Here is a 16,363-nt window from a genome sequence, read left to right as displayed (position 1 = left end):
GAGTGCAACGCTGTGAGGGATTCACTGATAGCGCCGATGCAGTGTTTCTCGACATGACACGGAAAAGCGGCCATAGAGCCCAGGACTGGATGATGACCACCTCGCAAGCCATGACGACGGCTGCCCGCAGTGCCCAAGCCGGCAAGACGCACACCAATTTGACCGCGGCCGAACTGGTCGAATATGCCCTCGCCAGAGGAGAAGGCGTGCTGGCCGACCATGGCGCACTGGTTGTGGAGACCGGCGAGCGTACCGGGCGCTCCACGCTCGACCGCTTCATCGTCGAAGAGCCGTCGACCTCCGATCTGATCGAATGGGGGCAGGTCAACCGCCCGATCAGCCCCGACGTCTTCGATGCGCTTTGGGAGCGGGTGGAGGACTATCTGGCGAGTGGTGAAACCTACGTCTGCGAGCTGCACGTCGGCGCCGACCCCGAGTACTACCTGCCGATTCGCACCGTGACCGAATATGCCTGGCATGCGCTCTATGGGCGAAACCTGTTCGTGCGTCCGGAGAGCTACAACGCCAAGGACAAGAGCGAGTGGACGGTACTCAACGCGCCGGGGTTCGTCTGCGAGCCGCAGCGCGACGGCACGCGCTCGGAAGGCACCGTGATGATCAATTTCGCGCGTCGCAAGGTGCTGCTGGCCGGCATGCGCTACGCCGGCGAGATGAAGAAGGCGATGTTCTCGGTGCAGAACTTCCTGCTGCCGGAGAAGGACGTGCTGCCGATGCACTGCAGTGCGAACGTCGGTGAAGATGGCGAGACCACGCTCTTCTTCGGCCTCTCCGGTACCGGCAAGACCACGCTCTCTGCCGATCCCGAGCGCTACCTGATCGGCGATGACGAACATGGCTGGGGCGAGGGCACCGTGTTCAACTTCGAGGGCGGCTGCTACGCCAAGACGATCGACCTTTCGCGCAAGAACGAGCCGATCATCTGGGATGCGATCCGCTTCGGTACGGTGCTCGAGAACGTGGTGCTGGGCGAAGGACGGGTGCCGGACTATACCGACGACAGCCTGACCCAGAACGGGCGTGCCGGTTATCCGCTCGAGTTCGTCGAGAAGCGGGTCGAAGAGAATCGCGCCGGCGAGCCGAGCGCCATCATCTTCCTGACCTGCGACATGAGCGGTGTACTGCCGCCGGTATCGCTGCTCTCCAAGGAGGCGGCAGCCTATCACTTCCTCTCCGGCTACACGGCGAAGGTCGGTTCGACCGAGATGGGCTCGACCAGTAGCCTCGAGGCGACGTTCTCCACCTGTTTCGGAGCGCCATTCTTCCCGCGCCCGGCCCATGAGTACGCCGAGCTGCTGATCAAGCGCGTCGAGGCGTTCGAGTCCCGCGTCTATCTGGTCAATACCGGCTGGAGTGGTGGCGCCTACGGGCAGGGCGGCAGCCGGTTCAGCATCCCGACGACGCGAGCGATCATCCGCGCGATCCAGGAAGGCGAGCTCAAGGGTGTCGAGACCCGGCATATCGAGGGTCTCAACCTCGAGGTGCCGACTGCCGTGGAAGGCGTCGACAGCCACCTGCTCGATCCTCGCGATGCCTGGAGCGATCAGGCTGCGTTCCGCGAGCAGATGAACGACCTCATCGCCAAGTTCACCGATAACTTCACCAAGTTCGACGGTGTCGACGCGGCGATCGTGGCAGCCGGCCCGCAGCGCGTCTGACGCGGCCGGCCCGACTGGATCATGGGGACGGCTTCGGCCGTCCCCATGTCGTTTCCGAGAGCCGCTCGACGGCCGATAGGCCAACGCCATCGGGGCGTGTGAGTCGCGGCGGGCTCTGTGCTAACGTGTCGCGATCTTTGCCATCGTGATGTGCTTCATGTCCAACGCTTCCCAGTACGACGCTTCTCTTTCCAACGCATCCAGCTCCCGCGGCGCCGGCGCCGATATCGGGGCTGCGATCATCGCGCGTATCGCCGAGGAACTCGGTGTGCGCGCGAATCAGGTCAGTGCCACCGTGACGCTGCTGGATGGCGGTGCCACGGTTCCCTTCATCGCCCGTTATCGTAAGGAGGTGACCGGCGGCCTCGACGATGGTCAACTGCGCACGCTCGAGGAACGTCTTCGCTACCTGCGCGAGATGGAGGAGCGCCGGGACGCGATCGTCCAGGCGATCGACGAGCAGGGGCAGATGACCGATGACCTGCGCCAGGCGCTGCTGGCGGCAACGACCAAGCAGCGCCTCGAGGATCTGTACCTGCCTTACCGCAAGAAGCGCCGGACCAAAGCGCAGATCGCCCGAGAAGCCGGGCTGGAGCCGCTTGCGGACCGCCTGCTTACCGATCCGAGCTTGGCGCCCGAGACAGAAGCAGCGGCGTTCGTCGATGGCGACAAGGGCATTCAGGACGCCAAGGCGGCGCTGGATGGTGCCAAGCAGATTCTGATGGAGCGCTTCAGCGAAGAGGCGGAGCTCGTCGGGCGACTGCGCGAACGGCTGTGGGAAGAGGGCCAGCTGCGTGCTCGCGTGGTCACAGGCAAGGAGAACGAGGGCGCCAAGTTCGCCGACTACTTCGAGCATGACGAGACGCTGGCGAAAGTGCCCTCCCACCGAGCATTGGCGATGTTTCGCGGTCGTAACGAGGGTGCGCTGTCGTTGGGGCTGATCATGGCGGGAGAGGACGATGCCCCCATTCACCCGGCGGAGGTGGCGATCGCGCGACATGTGGGTATCGATCTGGCGCTCGAGGCACCGGCGTCTCGCTGGTTGAAAGAGGTGGTGCGCTGGACCTGGCGAGTCAAGCTCTACACCCATATCGAGACCGAGCTGATGGGCCGCCTACGCGAACGTGCCGAGCAGGAAGCCATCGACGTGTTCGCCGCCAATCTCAAGGACCTGCTGCTGGCGGCTCCGGCAGGGCCGCGCGCCACGCTGGGGCTCGATCCGGGGCTGCGCACCGGTTGCAAGGTTGCCGTGGTGGATGCGACCGGGCGTTTTCTGGAGCACGCGGTGATCTACCCGCACGCGCCGCAGAACCGCTGGGACGAGTCACTGGCGACGCTTGCCAAGCTGGTCGAACGTCACTCGGTCACGCTGGTCGCCGTCGGCAATGGCACCGCCAGTCGCGAGACCGACAAGCTCGCCGCCGAGCTGATCAAGCGCCTGTCGCCGCGCCAGCTCTCCAAGGTGATGGTCAGCGAGGCCGGCGCGTCCGTCTACTCCGCTTCCGAACTCGCGGCCAGGGAATTCCCGGATCTCGACGTGTCGATTCGCGGGGCGGTCTCGATCGCCCGCCGTCTTCAGGACCCGTTGGCCGAGCTGGTCAAGATCGATCCTAAATCGATCGGCGTGGGTCAGTATCAGCATGATGTCTCGCAGCTGCGCCTGTCGCGCAGCCTGGAAACCGTGATCGAGGACTGCGTCAACGCGGTCGGGGTCGATCTCAACACGGCGTCCAGCGCGCTGCTGTCTCGCGTTTCCGGCCTGAGTGCCATGCTGGCGGAGAACATCGTCGCCCGTCGCGACCGCGAGGGGCCGTTCCAGACGCGTCAGGATCTTCTCGATGTCGAGCGACTCGGGCCCAAGACCTTCGAGCAGTGCGCCGGCTTTCTGCGCATCATGGCGGGCCATAATCCGCTCGACGCCAGCGCCGTGCATCCCGAAGCGTATCCGCTCGTCGCGCGTATCGCCGAGCGCAACGGCCGTGAGCTGAAGGGGCTGATCGGTGATAGTCGCTATCTCAAGTCGCTGAAGCCGTCCGACTATGTCGACGATACCTTTGGCGTGCCGACGGTGATCGATATCATCGGTGAGCTCGACAAACCGGGACGCGACCCGCGCCCGGAGTTCAAGGCCGCCGAGTTCCGTGAGGGTGTCGAGAAGATCGCCGATCTCGAGCCGGGCATGCTGCTGGAAGGTGTCGTCACCAACGTGACCCACTTTGGCGCTTTCGTCGACATCGGTGTGCATCAGGATGGACTGGTGCATATCTCGGCGCTGGCCGACAAGTTCGTCGAGGACCCGCGTCAGGTGGTCAAGGCCGGGGATATCGTCAAGGTCAAGGTGATGGAGGTGGATGTGCCGCGTCAGCGTATCGGCCTGTCGATGCGCCTGAACGACGCACCCGGCGAGAAAGCCGAACGCGGCGGCCATGGTCGCAGCGACCCGCGTCGCGAGGGTGGTTCGCGCCGGGGATCCGGCGGACGTCAGGCAGGGCAGGGCAGCGCTCAGCCTGGCGGGGCGATGGCCGAGGCGTTGCGCAAGGCGCAGCGACGTCGCTGACGCCGATCGTTAGCCTTGAAAGCGCTAGCGCCGGCACCATAATGGAAGCTGACCCGAGACGGGTGAACTGGTCGATGACGTGTTCACTCGCCGCAACGGACCCCAGGGCCGCGCACGGCGCGCCCCACGAGATAAGGTGTTGAGCGTGTCTGATCAACTCGCCACGAACGTCGGCCGGCTAATGACGCCGGCTCGCAACGGATTGCTTGGTCGTCTGCGGCGAGGCATCGAAAAGGAGGGGCTGCGCGTCGACGGACATGGCGCGATCGTGGCAACGCCACATCCCCATGCGCTGGGCTCCAAGCTGACTCATCCGCATATCACCACCGACTACTCCGAAGCGCTGCTCGAATACATCACGCCGGTCTACTGCCGGCCGGCGGATGCGCTGTCGTTTCTCGGCGACCTGCTTCGCTTCAGCTACCGACATCTGGATGGTGAGTGGATCTGGCCGGCGAGCATGCCGTCACGCCTGCAGGGCAACGACAGCATCCCCATCGCCGATTACGGCACCTCGAACGTCGGAACGATGAAGCATGTCTACCGGAAAGGGCTCGACGCCCGCTACGGGCGCATCATGCAGTCCATCGCCGGCATTCATTACAACGTCTCGTTTCCCGAAAACCTTTGGCCGATGCTGCAGGAGCTCGAGGGGCGCCAGGACGAGTCGCTGCAGGGATATCGCTCCGGGCGTTACTTCGACCTGATTCGCAACTTCCGGCGCAACAGCTGGCTGCTGCTATACCTCTTCGGTGCCTCTCCGGCGCTGGACAAGAGTTTCCTCGGCGGTGGCGAGAACGGGCGAGCGGCAAAGCTTCAGCCGTTGGGTGAGCAGACCTTGCAGGCGCCCTACGCGACGAGCCTGCGCATGTCCGATCTCGGCTATCAGAACAAGGTCCAGTCGCAGCTCAAGATCTGTTTCAACTCGCTCTCCAACTATGTCGGCACGCTGCGCCATGCCATCTCGACCGAGTGGCCGGACTACCGCCGCATCGGCGTCGATGTCGATGGCGAATGGCGCCAGCTTTCGGCCAATATCCTGCAGATCGAGAACGAGTATTACAGCGATATTCGACCCAAAAGGGTCGCGCGCCACGATGAGACGCCGACGCAGGCGCTCGAGGCGCGCGGGGTCGAGTACATCGAAGTTCGTTGCCTCGATCTGAACCCGTTTCTGCCGCTCGGCATCGACGAGCCCCAGATGCGCTTTCTGGATACTTTCCTGTTCTGGTGCCTGCTATCGGAAAGTCCGTGGATACCCGACGACGAGTGCGATCGACTGGATGACAACCGGCGTCTCGTCGTCGAGCGCGGGCGTGATCCCGCGCTCGAGCTCCAGGTCGGCGATCGCCGAATGACCGTCAAGGCGCGGGGGCAAGAGATCATTCACGGTATGCGGGAGGTCGCCGAATTGCTCGATGCGATCGAGGGTGACGACCTGCACGTGGCCGCGATCGACACGCTCGCCATGCGGCTGGACGATCCCTCGCTGACGCCATCGGCGCGCATGCTGGAGGCGATGAAGGCGCACGGCGGTGAGTGGGCCGATTTCATGACCGACTTGGCCAAGGCCCAGGCCGAACAGTGGCGCTCGACGCCCATGGATGAGGCGCGCGAGGCGCTGTTCGCGCAGCAGATCGAAACATCGCACCAGCAGCAGCAGGATATCGAGGCGGAAGATCAGGTCTCTTTCGCTCAGTTCATTGCCGATTATTTCTCTCGTGCCAGGGAACCCCGATCGGCGGCATGAGTCAGTCATCTGGATGACGTCGGCTGACGTCATCGCGACAAGGCTTTCGATAACCGCCGTGGCGATCGACACGACGAACAGTGAGACGGAATTATGCAGATCAAGGAATGGGCCGCTCGAGCCAGTGTCAGACAGTGGTGTCTACTGGGCTTGCTGATGTGCTGCTTCATGATGGCGGTGGCGCTCTATCTTCAGTACGGCGTGGGCCTGGAGCCGTGTCCGCTGTGCATTTTTCAGCGCGTGGCGGTCATTTCCGCCGGTGTGTTTTTCCTGATCGGCGCGATTCATAACCCCAAACACTGGGGGGGCATCGTCTACGGCATTCTGGCACTGCTCGCGGTACTTGCCGGTATCGGTGTCGCCGGCCGGCACGTGTGGATACAGTCGCTACCTCCGGATAGTGTGCCGAGCTGCGGACCTGGCTTAGACTACATGATGGATATGCTGCCGCTGTGGGACGTGATGTCTCGAGTGCTGTCTGGCTCGGGCGAGTGTGCGGCAGTGGAAGGTTCACTGTGGGGCGTGACGCTGCCGCAGTGGACGTTGCTCGGCTTCGTCGTGATGGGTGTCATCCCCGTTGCGCTGCTGATAGCGAGACTCAAGCGCGGCGCATCTTCGACGAGGGCAGTCGGTCACGCTTCCTGAGACAGGCTGCTCGAGCGTTACCGCAGACGAAGGAGAGGTCTCATGCTGGAAGATTGCCAATCCGCACAGGAGCGCTGGGGAGGCGTGCATACGCTGATCGACCGCTGGCTGGAGCAGCGTTATGACATGCTGGTAACGCTGGTCGATCTACGGGAGTTCTGTGATGCCGACCTTTCTGCCGTCTCGAAGCCGCGCATCGACACGTTCAGCGAAGCACTGATGGATTACATCAGCGCGGGCCATTTCGAGATCTATCCGCAGCTGCGCGAGGAAGCGAAAGCTTTCGATGATCAGGAAGCGCTGGCGATTGCGGATCAGCTGCTGGCGCGGGTCGACTCCTCGACGCAGCTGGTACTCGATTTCGACAACGACTACGCGACGCCGGCCAGGTGTCAGCGCTTCACCGACAAGCTACCCGCCTGGCTCGATCGTCTCGGGCGCGCCATGACCGAGCGTTTCGCGCTGGAGGACCAGCTGATCAGCCGACTGCACGCGGCGCATGCGCCGGCATCCCGGGTAACGGCGGAAGGCGCTGACGCCCGGAACCTGTCGCCCTCGGCGCCGCTGTCTTGAGTGGCATGAGGCGCCCGTCTGCAGGCGCCGATTCAGGACCGGGCCTTGGCTTTGGTCGTCATCGGGTGTCGAGCAGGGGCGCCTCAGCTCTCGCGCAGCGACAGCACTCGCCAGCCGTTGTCGCCAGCTAGCTGACGCAGCGCATCGTCCGGGTCGACGGCAACCGGGTTGGCGACACGCTCGAGGAGAAAACGGTCGTTGATGGAGTCGCTGTAGAACCAGGCATCGTCGAGCGTCAGCGTCGGGTGGCCCTCGAGCCACGTCTCCATCCGTGTGACCTTGCCCTCACGGTAGCTGGGAACCCCGGTGATCTGCCCCGTGTAGGCGCCGTTTTCACGCGCCGGCTCGACCGCGATCAGATCGTCGACGCCTAGCCGCTCCGCAATGGGACCGGTGACGAAGCGATTGGTCGCCGTCACGATCAGTAGAAAATCTCCCCGCTGGCGATGCCATGCCAGCAACTCTTCTCCCTGAGGCAGCACGTTTGGCTCGATCTTGCAGGCCATGAACTGCTGATGCCAGGCCCGCAATTGCTCTTCGCTGTTTTCGGTCAGCGGCTTGAGCGCCATCGAGAGATACGCCATCAAGTCGAGACGTCCGGCACGATAATCGGCGAGAAACTGATCGTTGGCCCGGCGGTAGGCGTCACCATCAACGGCGCCCTGTTCGACCAGAAATTCGCCCCAGGCGTGGTCGCTGTCGCAGCTCAGCAGTGTGTTGTCGAGATCGAAGATGGCCAGACTCAAGGTTGGCTCCTGTGGTGGGAATCGTGGATCGAGCGTGTCGGCCGGGAGCGCGTGCCGCCGCACTGACGCCCCGGACCGTAGACGTCGAGAGCTCGGCAGTATCGCAGACTCCCGCGGACTTGCCCACGGGGGCGGACTTCACATGCTGCGCGAATGAGTGTGCGACAGGCCCTAAGGTGTATTGATGCACTTTCTCGCTTTATGGAAGAATGAAGCCAACTAGATTGAGTCAAGGTGAACGCCGTGATAGACGCCGATGGCTTTCGGCCGAACGTTGGTATCATCATTGCCAACTGTGACGGCCAGCTACTTTGGGCGCGTCGATCGGGGCAGGAAGCGTGGCAATTTCCGCAGGGAGGAATCAAGGCCTACGAGACACCACAGCAGGCACTCTTCCGCGAGCTGGAAGAGGAGATTGGACTGACGTCCAATGATGTCGATGTGGTGGCCTGTACGCGAGGATGGCTACGTTACCGGCTCCCCCGGCGCATGGTAAGAACGCATTCGAAGCCGATCTGTATCGGTCAGAAGCAGAAGTGGTTTCTGTTGAAGATTCGCTGTCATGACAGCCGGGTCTGCGTCGATAGTACCCCGAAACCGGAATTCGACGGCTGGCGCTGGGTCAGCTACTGGTATCCGCTGGGGCAGGTGGTGTCGTTCAAGCGCGAGGTCTATCGGCGGGCGCTACGAGAGCTGGCGCCTGACTTTCACCGGCTTTCGCTGGAAGAGATGACCTGATGCTTCGATCGCTGCCGAGTCCCGGTGGCGATCGATGCCTTCCCTGGTGAAGGCGACCAGCGACGTTCGGAGTTTTGGCTCGCCTGTCCCGTCGATAACACCCGGAGTCCGCCCGCGTCGGGCGAACTCGCCAACAAGAAAAGGCCCATGCTCGACACGCTCCGCCGCATCGTTCAGGAAGTCAACGGCGCCCGCAGTCTGGATGCTGCACTGGCGACGATGGTGCGCCGCATCCGTAAGGCGATGCGCACCGACGTCTGCTCCATCTATCTTTATGACAGCGAGCGCGAGCGCCTGGTACTGATGGACACGATCGGCCTGCGGACTCAGGCCGTCGGCGTGGTTGCGCTGAAGCTGGGCGAGGGGCTCGTCGGCCTTGTCGGGCAGCGTGAAGAACCGCTCAACCTCGAAGACGCGCCTGCCCATCCCCACTTTCGCTACTTCGCCGAAACAGGCGAGGAGCGTTTCTCCAGCTTTCTTGGCGTACCGATCATCCATCAGCGGCGCATGCTCGGCGTGCTGGTCGTCCAGCAGCAGGAGAAGCGGCGTTTCGATGAGGGTGACGAGGCCTTTCTGGTCACCATGGCGGCCCAGCTGGCCGGGGTACTGGCGCATGCGCTGGTTTCCGGCACGCTGACGCGACCGGCGCGACCCGACGGGCAGGCGATGTTCACCGGCGTCGCGGCCTCGCCCGGCATGGTCATCGGCGAGATCGTGGTGATCGCGCCGCCGGCGGACCTGGATAACGTTCCCGATCTCATCCCGACCGACCCGGATGCCGAAGTCGCCCATCTGCATGCGGCGATCGACCATGTGCGTGAGGAGATTCGAGAGGCCGGGGCGCGACTGGCGAGCCGCATCTCGGCGCAGGAACTGGCGCTGTTCGATGTCTACCAGCAGATGCTGGGTGACTCGGCTCTGGGCAACGAGGTCGAGAAGCGCATCCGTGAAGGGCAGTGGGCGCCAGGCGCGCTGGCCGATGTGGTGCGGCGTCACACCCAGTACCTCGAGCGTGTCGACGATGGTTATCTGCGCGAACGAGCGGCCGATATCCGCGATCTCGGCCGGCGCGTGCTGGCGCATCTGCAGGAGGGCAACGCCAATACGCCCGCTACTTACCCGCAAAACACGATTCTGGTCGGCGACGAGATCAGCGCCGCGACCCTCGGTGAGCTGCCGCGAGAGCGCCTGGCCGCGCTGGTCTCGGTCCGTGGTTCGAGCAACTCGCACGTCGCGATTCTCGCCCGTGCGATGGGTATTCCGACCGTCCTGGGGATGGTCGACCTGCCGCTGCCGAGGATCAACGGCGCCAAGGCGGTTCTCGATGGTCACCGAGGACGCCTGTTCGTGCGCCCGGAAGCGCCGCTGGCCAAGCGTTATGCTCGGCTGATCAAGGAAGAGAAGGCGCTCAGCGAGGTGCTCGAGCACGAACAGCACCTGCCTAGCGAGACTCCGGACGGCCACGTCATGCCGCTGCTGGTCAACACCGGGCTGGCCGTGGATGCGGTGGCGCAGCTCAAGCCGCGGGTCAGTGGCGTCGGGCTTTACCGCACCGAAGTGCCGTTCATGATGAACGAGCGCTTCCCCAGCGAGCAGGAGCAGACCCGGCTCTATCACGAGCAGCTCGATAGCTTCTCGCCGCTGCCGGTGGTGATGCGGACGCTGGATATCGGCGGCGACAAGGATCTACCGTACTTTCCCATCAATGAGGCCAACCCGTTCCTCGGCTGGCGTGGTATCCGCGTCACGCTCGATCATCCGGAAGTGCTGATGGTCCAGCTACGCGCCATGCTGATGGCCTCGCGTGGGCTGGACAATCTGCGCATCCTGCTGCCGATGATCACCAGCATCGACGAAGTGGATACGGCACTGCGTCTGCTGGCGAGGGCGCGTCAGGAGCTGGCCGAGGACGGCATCGAAATCGCTTCGCCCAAGGTCGGGGTGATGATCGAGGTGCCGGCGACGCTCTATCAGCTCGCGGCGTTGGCCGAGCGGGTCGACTTCTTCTCTGTCGGCAGCAACGATCTGACGCAGTACCTGTTGGCGGTCGATCGCAACAACGCACGCGTGGCGAGCCTCTACGATGCCTGTCACCCGGCGGTGCTGGGTGCGCTTTCGCATCTCGCGAGGGAGAGCGTGCGTTTGGGTGTGCCGGCGTCGGTCTGCGGCGAACTGGCTGGCGATCCTGCCGGCGCACTGCTGTTGATGGGAATGGGATTCGACGCACTATCGATGAACGCGCCGAGCCTGCCGCGGGTGCGCGCTGCGATTCGCCGCGTGCCGGTGGCGGATGCCCGCGAGCTGGTCGCCGAGACGCTGACGCTGCCGACCACCGCGGTGGTTCGCGCCCACCTGCGGCAGCGGTTGACCGACTGGCAGATCGCGCATCTGCTGCCTCCGCAGGACTGAACTTCCGGTGACGCGCGGTTTTGCCCTGAGCTTCACGCTCAGCGACTGACGATCGTCGTCGTGTCGAGAGGCTTGCCCATAGGGCCGAAGCCTGTCTCCTCCAGCTCGATCCCTTCATTGGACCAGGTCACCAGCGTCATCGCGCGGGTGCCGTAATCGGCACCCTCGATGAACAGGGGCGAGAGTGTCCGTTCCCGCGCCAGCCCGACGCTGGTATCCGGTAAGGTGTCATCCGCGAATGGCCGGGCATCACGCATCGTCTGGCGCATCACCGGGCGCCAGTCCGTCGTCGGCAGAGTCTCCGCCAGCGCGCTGCCGGCGCGCACCGACTTCGGCCACGTCGAGTCCAGCGTGGCGTTGGACAGGGTATGGATGCCTGGGGGTACCCGCTGCAGGAGAGTGTCGTCGGCGTCGTGGCATACGCCATGCCGACCAGCGTGATGCACGTGCCAGAGCTGGTCGTCGAAACCGACCAGCAGATTGAAACCGGCGAACTGCCGAGCTTTCCCGCTTGCCAGTTCGGTCAGCCATCGGTGCGGATGAGGCGCCGTGAGCGCTTGCCGGACCAGGTCGCCGCGCGATAACGCTCGGCCCGCCATCGCCGTATCGCCCGATCGCACATTAGTGACGGCCGCGAAGCGCCGGCCGCCGCTGACCGCCAGCCAGGTGCCACCGGCGGCCAGATCGCGACCGCCGACAAGCGGCAGATCCTGCCAGCGATGCAGCGCTCGAGTCGGGCGTGAATGAAACTCGTCCCGGTTGGCGGCGAGGCGCAGCCGGATTGTCTTGCTTGGCTGCCAGTCGAAAACGATCAGGCACACGATTTTGCCCCTCAACGAGAGATTTTGCCCCCAAAGAGAACGGTGTCCTTGACCGCAGACGTCTGCGTGCCATGACACCCATGAGCCCGCAGCGTAACATGAGCCTGCTATTGATCGGGTATGATGGACTGATCGCTCGGCGGGAGCGCCCGGTCGAACCTGTCAGGCAGTGACGGTTTGCCTGGCGATTCTGCCTATCGATATTGGTCTTCCCGCTCGCCCCGACATTCACCCCGCCAGACGAGGATTGACGATGACCCCCGATGCGAGATTCGCTTCGCCCCATTCTGTATCGACCGGTGGTGCTGCATGCTGACGGCCATTCTGATCTACCTGGTGGTGGGAGCGATAGCCGGCGTGCTGGCCGGGGTGTTCGGCATTGGCGGAGGGATCGTCATTGTCCCGGCGCTGGTGTTCACCTTCCTGGCTCAGGATTTCGCGCCCTCGGTCGTCGCGCACCTCGCGGTAGGCACCTCGCTGGCGACGATCGTCGTGACCGGCGCGTCCTCGGCCTGGGGGCACTGGCAGCGGGGTAGCGTACGCCGGGATTGGCTGATACTCATGCTGCCGGGCTTGATCGTCGGCGGAGTTCTCGGCGTTCTGCTGGCGTCATCGATTCCCGGCGATGCGCTGACGCGGCTTTTCGGTGTCTTCGCTATCGTGATGGCGCTGAAGATGGCCTTCGCCGGTCAGCCGGCGACGCAGGGACGAGCGCCCCGGCGCTGGCCGATGACGCTGGCCGGTGCGGTCATCGGCGGTGTTTCTACCCTGTTCGGCGTGGGCGGCGGGGTGATGTCCGTGCCATGGTGTTCGCGCTTCACCAGCCGCATGACCGAAGCCGTGGGCACCTCGTCGGCAATCGGGCTACCCATCGCGCTGATCGGGATGATCACCAACGTGATCGTCGGCTGGGGAGAGCCTGATCTGCCGGCGGGCGCGACGGGATTCGTGATGTGGCCGGCCTTTCTGGGGCTGATCGTGACGAGCGTGCCGATGGCCAGGCTCGGCGTGAAAATCGCTCATGCATTGCCCGCCAGGACGCTGCGACGTATCTTTGCCCTCCTGCTGGTCGTGGTGGGGATCAAGCTGATCATAGGCTGATCCAGCGATCTGATCGAATCGTGGCGTCGTTCGTCGCCCTGGCTAAGGAAGGGAATCTATGCTGGCGTATCCCGATATCGACCCGGTAGCGGTGTCGTTGGGTCCTCTCGAGATCCACTGGTACGGGTTGATGTACGTCGTCGGCTTCGTCGGCGCCTGGTGGCTCGGTCGGAGGCGGGCCGATCGGCTGGGGCTGAAACCCGACGACATCGGCGACATGCTCTTCTACGGCGCGCTTGGTGTGGTGCTGGGCGGGCGTATCGGCTATGCGCTCTTTTACGGTCTCGACCGTTTTCTCGACAATCCGCTCTGGATATTCCAGGTCTGGGATGGCGGCATGAGCTTCCATGGCGGGCTGATCGGCGTGCTGCTGGCAGCACTGCTTTTCGCGCGCAAGCACGGTCTGGCCTTCTTCCAGCTCACCGACTTCATCGCGCCACTGGTGCCCATCGGTCTCGGCGCCGGGCGTATCGGCAACTTCATCAACCACGAACTGCCTGGACGCGTGACCGATGTGCCCTGGGCGCTGGTGTTCCCGGGAATGGGCGGCCAAGGTCGTCACCCATCGTCGCTCTATCAGTTCTTCCTCGAAGGTGTCGTGCTGTTTTCGGTGCTGTGGTTCGCGTCGCAGACGCCGCGCCGCCGTGGCTTCATCTCCGGTCTTTTTCTGGTCTGCTATGGCTTGTTCCGCTTCCTTTCCGAATTTTTCCGGCGCCCCGATCCGCAGCTCGGATTCATCGCCTTCGGCTGGCTGACTATGGGGCAGTTGCTCTCGCTGCCGATGATCATTGCCGGCGCCGGGCTCATCCTGTGGTCACGCCGCAATGCGGTCGACGATGCGCGCGCGGCGGCGGGTGACAGCGTCTGACTAGCACGCGACAATAGCGCGCCAATGACACCAGCCAGATTCGAAGGAGCGTGCCCATGCGGCAATATCTCGACCTGATGCAGCGAGTGCTGGATAGCGGCGTCGAAAAATCGGACCGCACCGGCGTTGGCACGCTCAGCGTGTTCGGGCACCAGATGCGCTTCGACCTGCGAGAGGGCTTTCCGCTGGTCACGACCAAGAAGCTGCACCTGCGCTCGATCATTCACGAGCTTCTGTGGTTCTTGCAGGGCGATACCAATATCGGCTATCTGCGTGACAACAAGGTCACCATCTGGGACGAATGGGCCGACGACAACGGCGATCTCGGCCCTGTCTACGGCTACCAATGGCGCAGCTGGCCGCGGCCCGGAGGCGGTCACGTCGATCAGATCGCCGACGTGGTCGAGCAGATCAAGCGCAATCCCGATTCTCGTCGCCATATCGTTTCGGCCTGGAATCCGGCCCTGGTCGACGAGATGGCGCTGCCACCTTGTCATGCGCTGTTCCAGTTCTACGTCGCCGAAGGCCGGCTCTCCTGCCAGCTCTACCAGCGCAGCGCGGATATCTTTCTGGGCGTACCTTTCAACATCGCGAGCTACGCACTCTTGACGCATATGGTGGCGCAGGTCTGCGGCCTCGAGCCAGGGGAGTTCGTGCATACGCTTGGCGATGCACACCTCTATCTCAATCACCTCGACCAGGCGCGACTTCAGCTTTCCCGTGAGCCGCTGCCGCTGCCGTCGCTGCGTCTCGATCCGGGCATTGACGATCTGTTCGCGTTTCGTTTCGACGATATCGTGATCGAAGGCTACGAATCCCACCCGACGATCAAGGCGCCGATTGCCGTATGAGCGAATCCGTTCTGCAACCCTCGACGTTCGATACGCCCATTGCCATGATCGCGGCGATGTCGAGCAACCACGTGATCGGCGTTGGCAATCGCCTGCCGTGGTACCTGCCGGAGGACCTCAAGCGCTTCAAGGCCATGACGCAGGGCAAGCCGCTTGTCATGGGGCGCAAGACGTTCGAGTCGATCGGGCGGCCGCTGCCGGGCAGGTTGAACATCGTCATCACGCGCGACGAGTCCTATCGACGGGAGGGCATTCGTGTCTGTCACGCGCTCGACGAGGCGCTGAGTCTGGCGGACAGTCAGGCGTTGATCGATGGCGCGGATGAGGTCATGGTGATGGGTGGCGGCGAAATCTATCGTCTTGCCATGCCGTTCGCGTGTCGTCTCTATCTGACGGAGGTCGCTACCGAGGTCGAGGGCGATGCCTTCTTCCCCGACCTCATGCCAGGCGAGTGGGACGAAGTGTCGCGAATGCCGGGCGTTCCCGATATCGGCCAACCGGATTACGCGTTCGTCGAATACCGCCGGCTTCCCAGTTCTGGATAAGTCGAGAAGAGATCGGGTCGTCGAGGCTATGACGACGAGTCTTAACGTTCAGAGGAGTCGTGCCGTGTTGACGGATCGAACACAGGCGCTGTTATCGGCGATCGAGCACCAGATCGAGGCCGACCGAGCGGGCCGGGAAGCGGAGCGCGAGCGAATCAAGGCACTGGAAGCCGAAAATCGCGCGCTCAAGGATCGTCTCCTGGCACTGGCCGATGACGATCCGCTGGTAGCCAAGGGACACGATCACAGCGAGGATCCGGACGGCGGCTCCCGCGCTCGCGGGCTGGGAAAGCTGGCGTTTCGCCGCTCTCGGCCCAAGGCGGAAGACGACGAGGCGACCCGATCCGGCCGAGCCGCCATCTCCCCGCTGCAGCGGCTGACGTCGGGAACGGTCGACCGCCAGCCGGATGACGTTGGCGTCGCGGCTGAATCCGTGGGCACCGACGATGTGAGCGATGGCGATGGAGCGCCGCTCGAGGGTTACGCCAAGGGGGTCTCCGACGAAGCGCCGATCGAGGCAGACGATCAAGGGCAGAGTCTTCTCTCCTTCGGCGCGGAACACGAAGCGCCTTCTCCTCACTCGCTGCTTTCGCAGTGGTACAAACGTTACCCGCAGACCTTCTTCAAGGGCCATACCCGGCCGCTCAAGACCGGCATTCATCTCGATCTCTGCGCGCATGAGCCGTGGCCGGAGAAGCTGGTACGTCGGGCGCTCGCCTGCTACGTGCACCTGCCGCGTTATCTGAAGTCGGTTCGCGAAGGGGCCAGACGCGTCGATCTCGAGGGAGACGACAGCGACGTGGTGTCGCAGGAAGAGGCCAAGCATGCCAAGCGGCAGCTGGAGGCCTTGCAGAAAAAGCAGAAAGTTCGCGAAACGCAGGATCGCTCAGCGAAGCTCGACAGGAAGATTGGCGAGCTGCTGGCAAAGCACGGCCAGCGCCCGGCCGACTAGCGAGAGACCAACCTATCCACCGCGTTAAATGCCGTTGAACTTTGGTCTTGAATCGGGGCTTGTCAGCGCTACTCGCACTCGGCAGATTGTAGCCGTTTCGCGCTGAGACTCTCCGCGTTGTCACGGAACTG

General features: G+C 63.7%; 14 protein-coding genes. 12 read left to right on the top strand and 2 right to left on the bottom strand.

The genetic code is table 11. The features are described from left to right. Positions 1 to 92 precede the first annotated feature (92 nt). From IE125_RS12770 to rsd, 5 genes are all read left to right on the top strand, one after another. The gene (locus IE125_RS12770; protein ID WP_229809093.1) at positions 93 to 1,676 is read left to right on the top strand and encodes a phosphoenolpyruvate carboxykinase; all 1,584 of its coding nucleotides are present in this window, start codon (positions 93 to 95) and stop codon (positions 1,674 to 1,676) included. Between the two features lie 157 nt (positions 1,677 to 1,833). Then, positions 1,834 to 4,233 carry a Tex family protein gene (locus IE125_RS12765; RefSeq protein WP_189445058.1) on the top strand — a complete coding sequence of 800 codons (2,400 nt, stop codon included), beginning with the start codon at positions 1,834 to 1,836 and terminating at the stop codon, positions 4,231 to 4,233. Between the two features lie 181 nt (positions 4,234 to 4,414). Beyond that, positions 4,415 to 5,983, top strand: a complete 1,569-nt coding sequence (gene gshA, locus IE125_RS12760) for a glutamate--cysteine ligase (protein WP_189445170.1) — start codon at positions 4,415 to 4,417, stop codon at positions 5,981 to 5,983. Positions 5,984 to 6,076: 93 nt separating this feature from the next. Next, positions 6,077 to 6,628, top strand: coding sequence for a disulfide bond formation protein B (locus tag IE125_RS12755; protein WP_189445057.1), 552 nt, complete (start codon positions 6,077 to 6,079; stop codon positions 6,626 to 6,628). A gap of 42 nt (positions 6,629 to 6,670) precedes the next feature. After that, positions 6,671 to 7,201: a sigma D regulator gene (gene rsd, locus IE125_RS12750; RefSeq protein ID WP_189445056.1), complete on the top strand. Its 531-nt coding sequence runs from the start codon at positions 6,671 to 6,673 to the stop codon at positions 7,199 to 7,201. Positions 7,202 to 7,284: 83 nt separating this feature from the next. Here rsd and IE125_RS12745 read toward each other — a convergent pair whose 3' ends face one another. Beyond that, positions 7,285 to 7,947, bottom strand: a complete 663-nt coding sequence (locus IE125_RS12745) for a histidinol-phosphatase (RefSeq protein ID WP_189445055.1) — start codon at positions 7,945 to 7,947, stop codon at positions 7,285 to 7,287. Positions 7,948 to 8,190: 243 nt separating this feature from the next. Between IE125_RS12745 and IE125_RS12740 the strand changes: the two genes are divergently transcribed. Together IE125_RS12740 and ptsP are read left to right on the top strand one after the other, a co-directional pair. Then, a complete protein-coding gene (locus tag IE125_RS12740) occupies positions 8,191 to 8,685 on the top strand; it encodes an RNA pyrophosphohydrolase (RefSeq protein WP_189445054.1) in 495 nt (164 codons plus the stop codon). Between the two features lie 147 nt (positions 8,686 to 8,832). Beyond that, on the top strand, positions 8,833 to 11,094 hold the full coding sequence (gene ptsP, locus IE125_RS12735) for a phosphoenolpyruvate--protein phosphotransferase (protein ID WP_189445053.1): 2,262 nt from the start codon (positions 8,833 to 8,835) through the stop codon (positions 11,092 to 11,094). A 38-nt stretch (positions 11,095 to 11,132) separates the two neighbouring features. Here the strand turns inward: ptsP and IE125_RS12730 are convergent, their stop codons facing one another. Continuing rightward, positions 11,133 to 11,915 carry an NRDE family protein gene (locus IE125_RS12730; RefSeq protein ID WP_189445052.1) on the bottom strand — a complete coding sequence of 261 codons (783 nt, stop codon included), beginning with the start codon at positions 11,913 to 11,915 and terminating at the stop codon, positions 11,133 to 11,135. Positions 11,916 to 12,224: 309 nt separating this feature from the next. On the opposite strand from IE125_RS12730, the gene IE125_RS12725 reads away from it, so the two are divergent. The 5 genes from IE125_RS12725 to IE125_RS12705 all read left to right on the top strand — a co-directional run bounded on the left by IE125_RS12725 (position 12,225) and on the right by IE125_RS12705 (position 16,232). Continuing rightward, positions 12,225 to 13,016 (top strand): sulfite exporter TauE/SafE family protein, encoded by a 792-nt coding sequence (locus IE125_RS12725; RefSeq protein ID WP_189445051.1) that lies wholly within the window; start codon positions 12,225 to 12,227, stop codon positions 13,014 to 13,016. 58 nt (positions 13,017 to 13,074) lie between these two features. Further along, positions 13,075 to 13,884 (top strand): prolipoprotein diacylglyceryl transferase, encoded by an 810-nt coding sequence (gene lgt / locus IE125_RS12720; protein WP_189445050.1) that lies wholly within the window; start codon positions 13,075 to 13,077, stop codon positions 13,882 to 13,884. Positions 13,885 to 13,940: 56 nt separating this feature from the next. Next, on the top strand, positions 13,941 to 14,735 hold the full coding sequence (locus IE125_RS12715) for a thymidylate synthase (RefSeq protein ID WP_189445049.1): 795 nt from the start codon (positions 13,941 to 13,943) through the stop codon (positions 14,733 to 14,735). After that, complete coding sequence (locus tag IE125_RS12710; RefSeq protein WP_189445048.1) at positions 14,732 to 15,280, top strand: dihydrofolate reductase; 549 nt, start codon at positions 14,732 to 14,734, stop codon at positions 15,278 to 15,280. The genes IE125_RS12715 and IE125_RS12710 overlap by 4 nt, the downstream gene beginning before the upstream one ends. 64 nt (positions 15,281 to 15,344) lie before the next feature. Continuing rightward, a complete protein-coding gene (locus tag IE125_RS12705) occupies positions 15,345 to 16,232 on the top strand; it encodes a ProQ/FINO family protein (RefSeq protein ID WP_229809092.1) in 888 nt (295 codons plus the stop codon). Positions 16,233 to 16,363: the final 131 nt, after the last annotated feature.

Source organism: Salinicola rhizosphaerae (genome assembly GCF_014652715.1).
Classification (GTDB): domain Bacteria; phylum Pseudomonadota; class Gammaproteobacteria; order Pseudomonadales; family Halomonadaceae; genus Salinicola; species Salinicola rhizosphaerae.
Note: the sequence above shows the minus strand (reverse complement) of the source record. Positions and strands in the feature narration are given on the sequence as shown.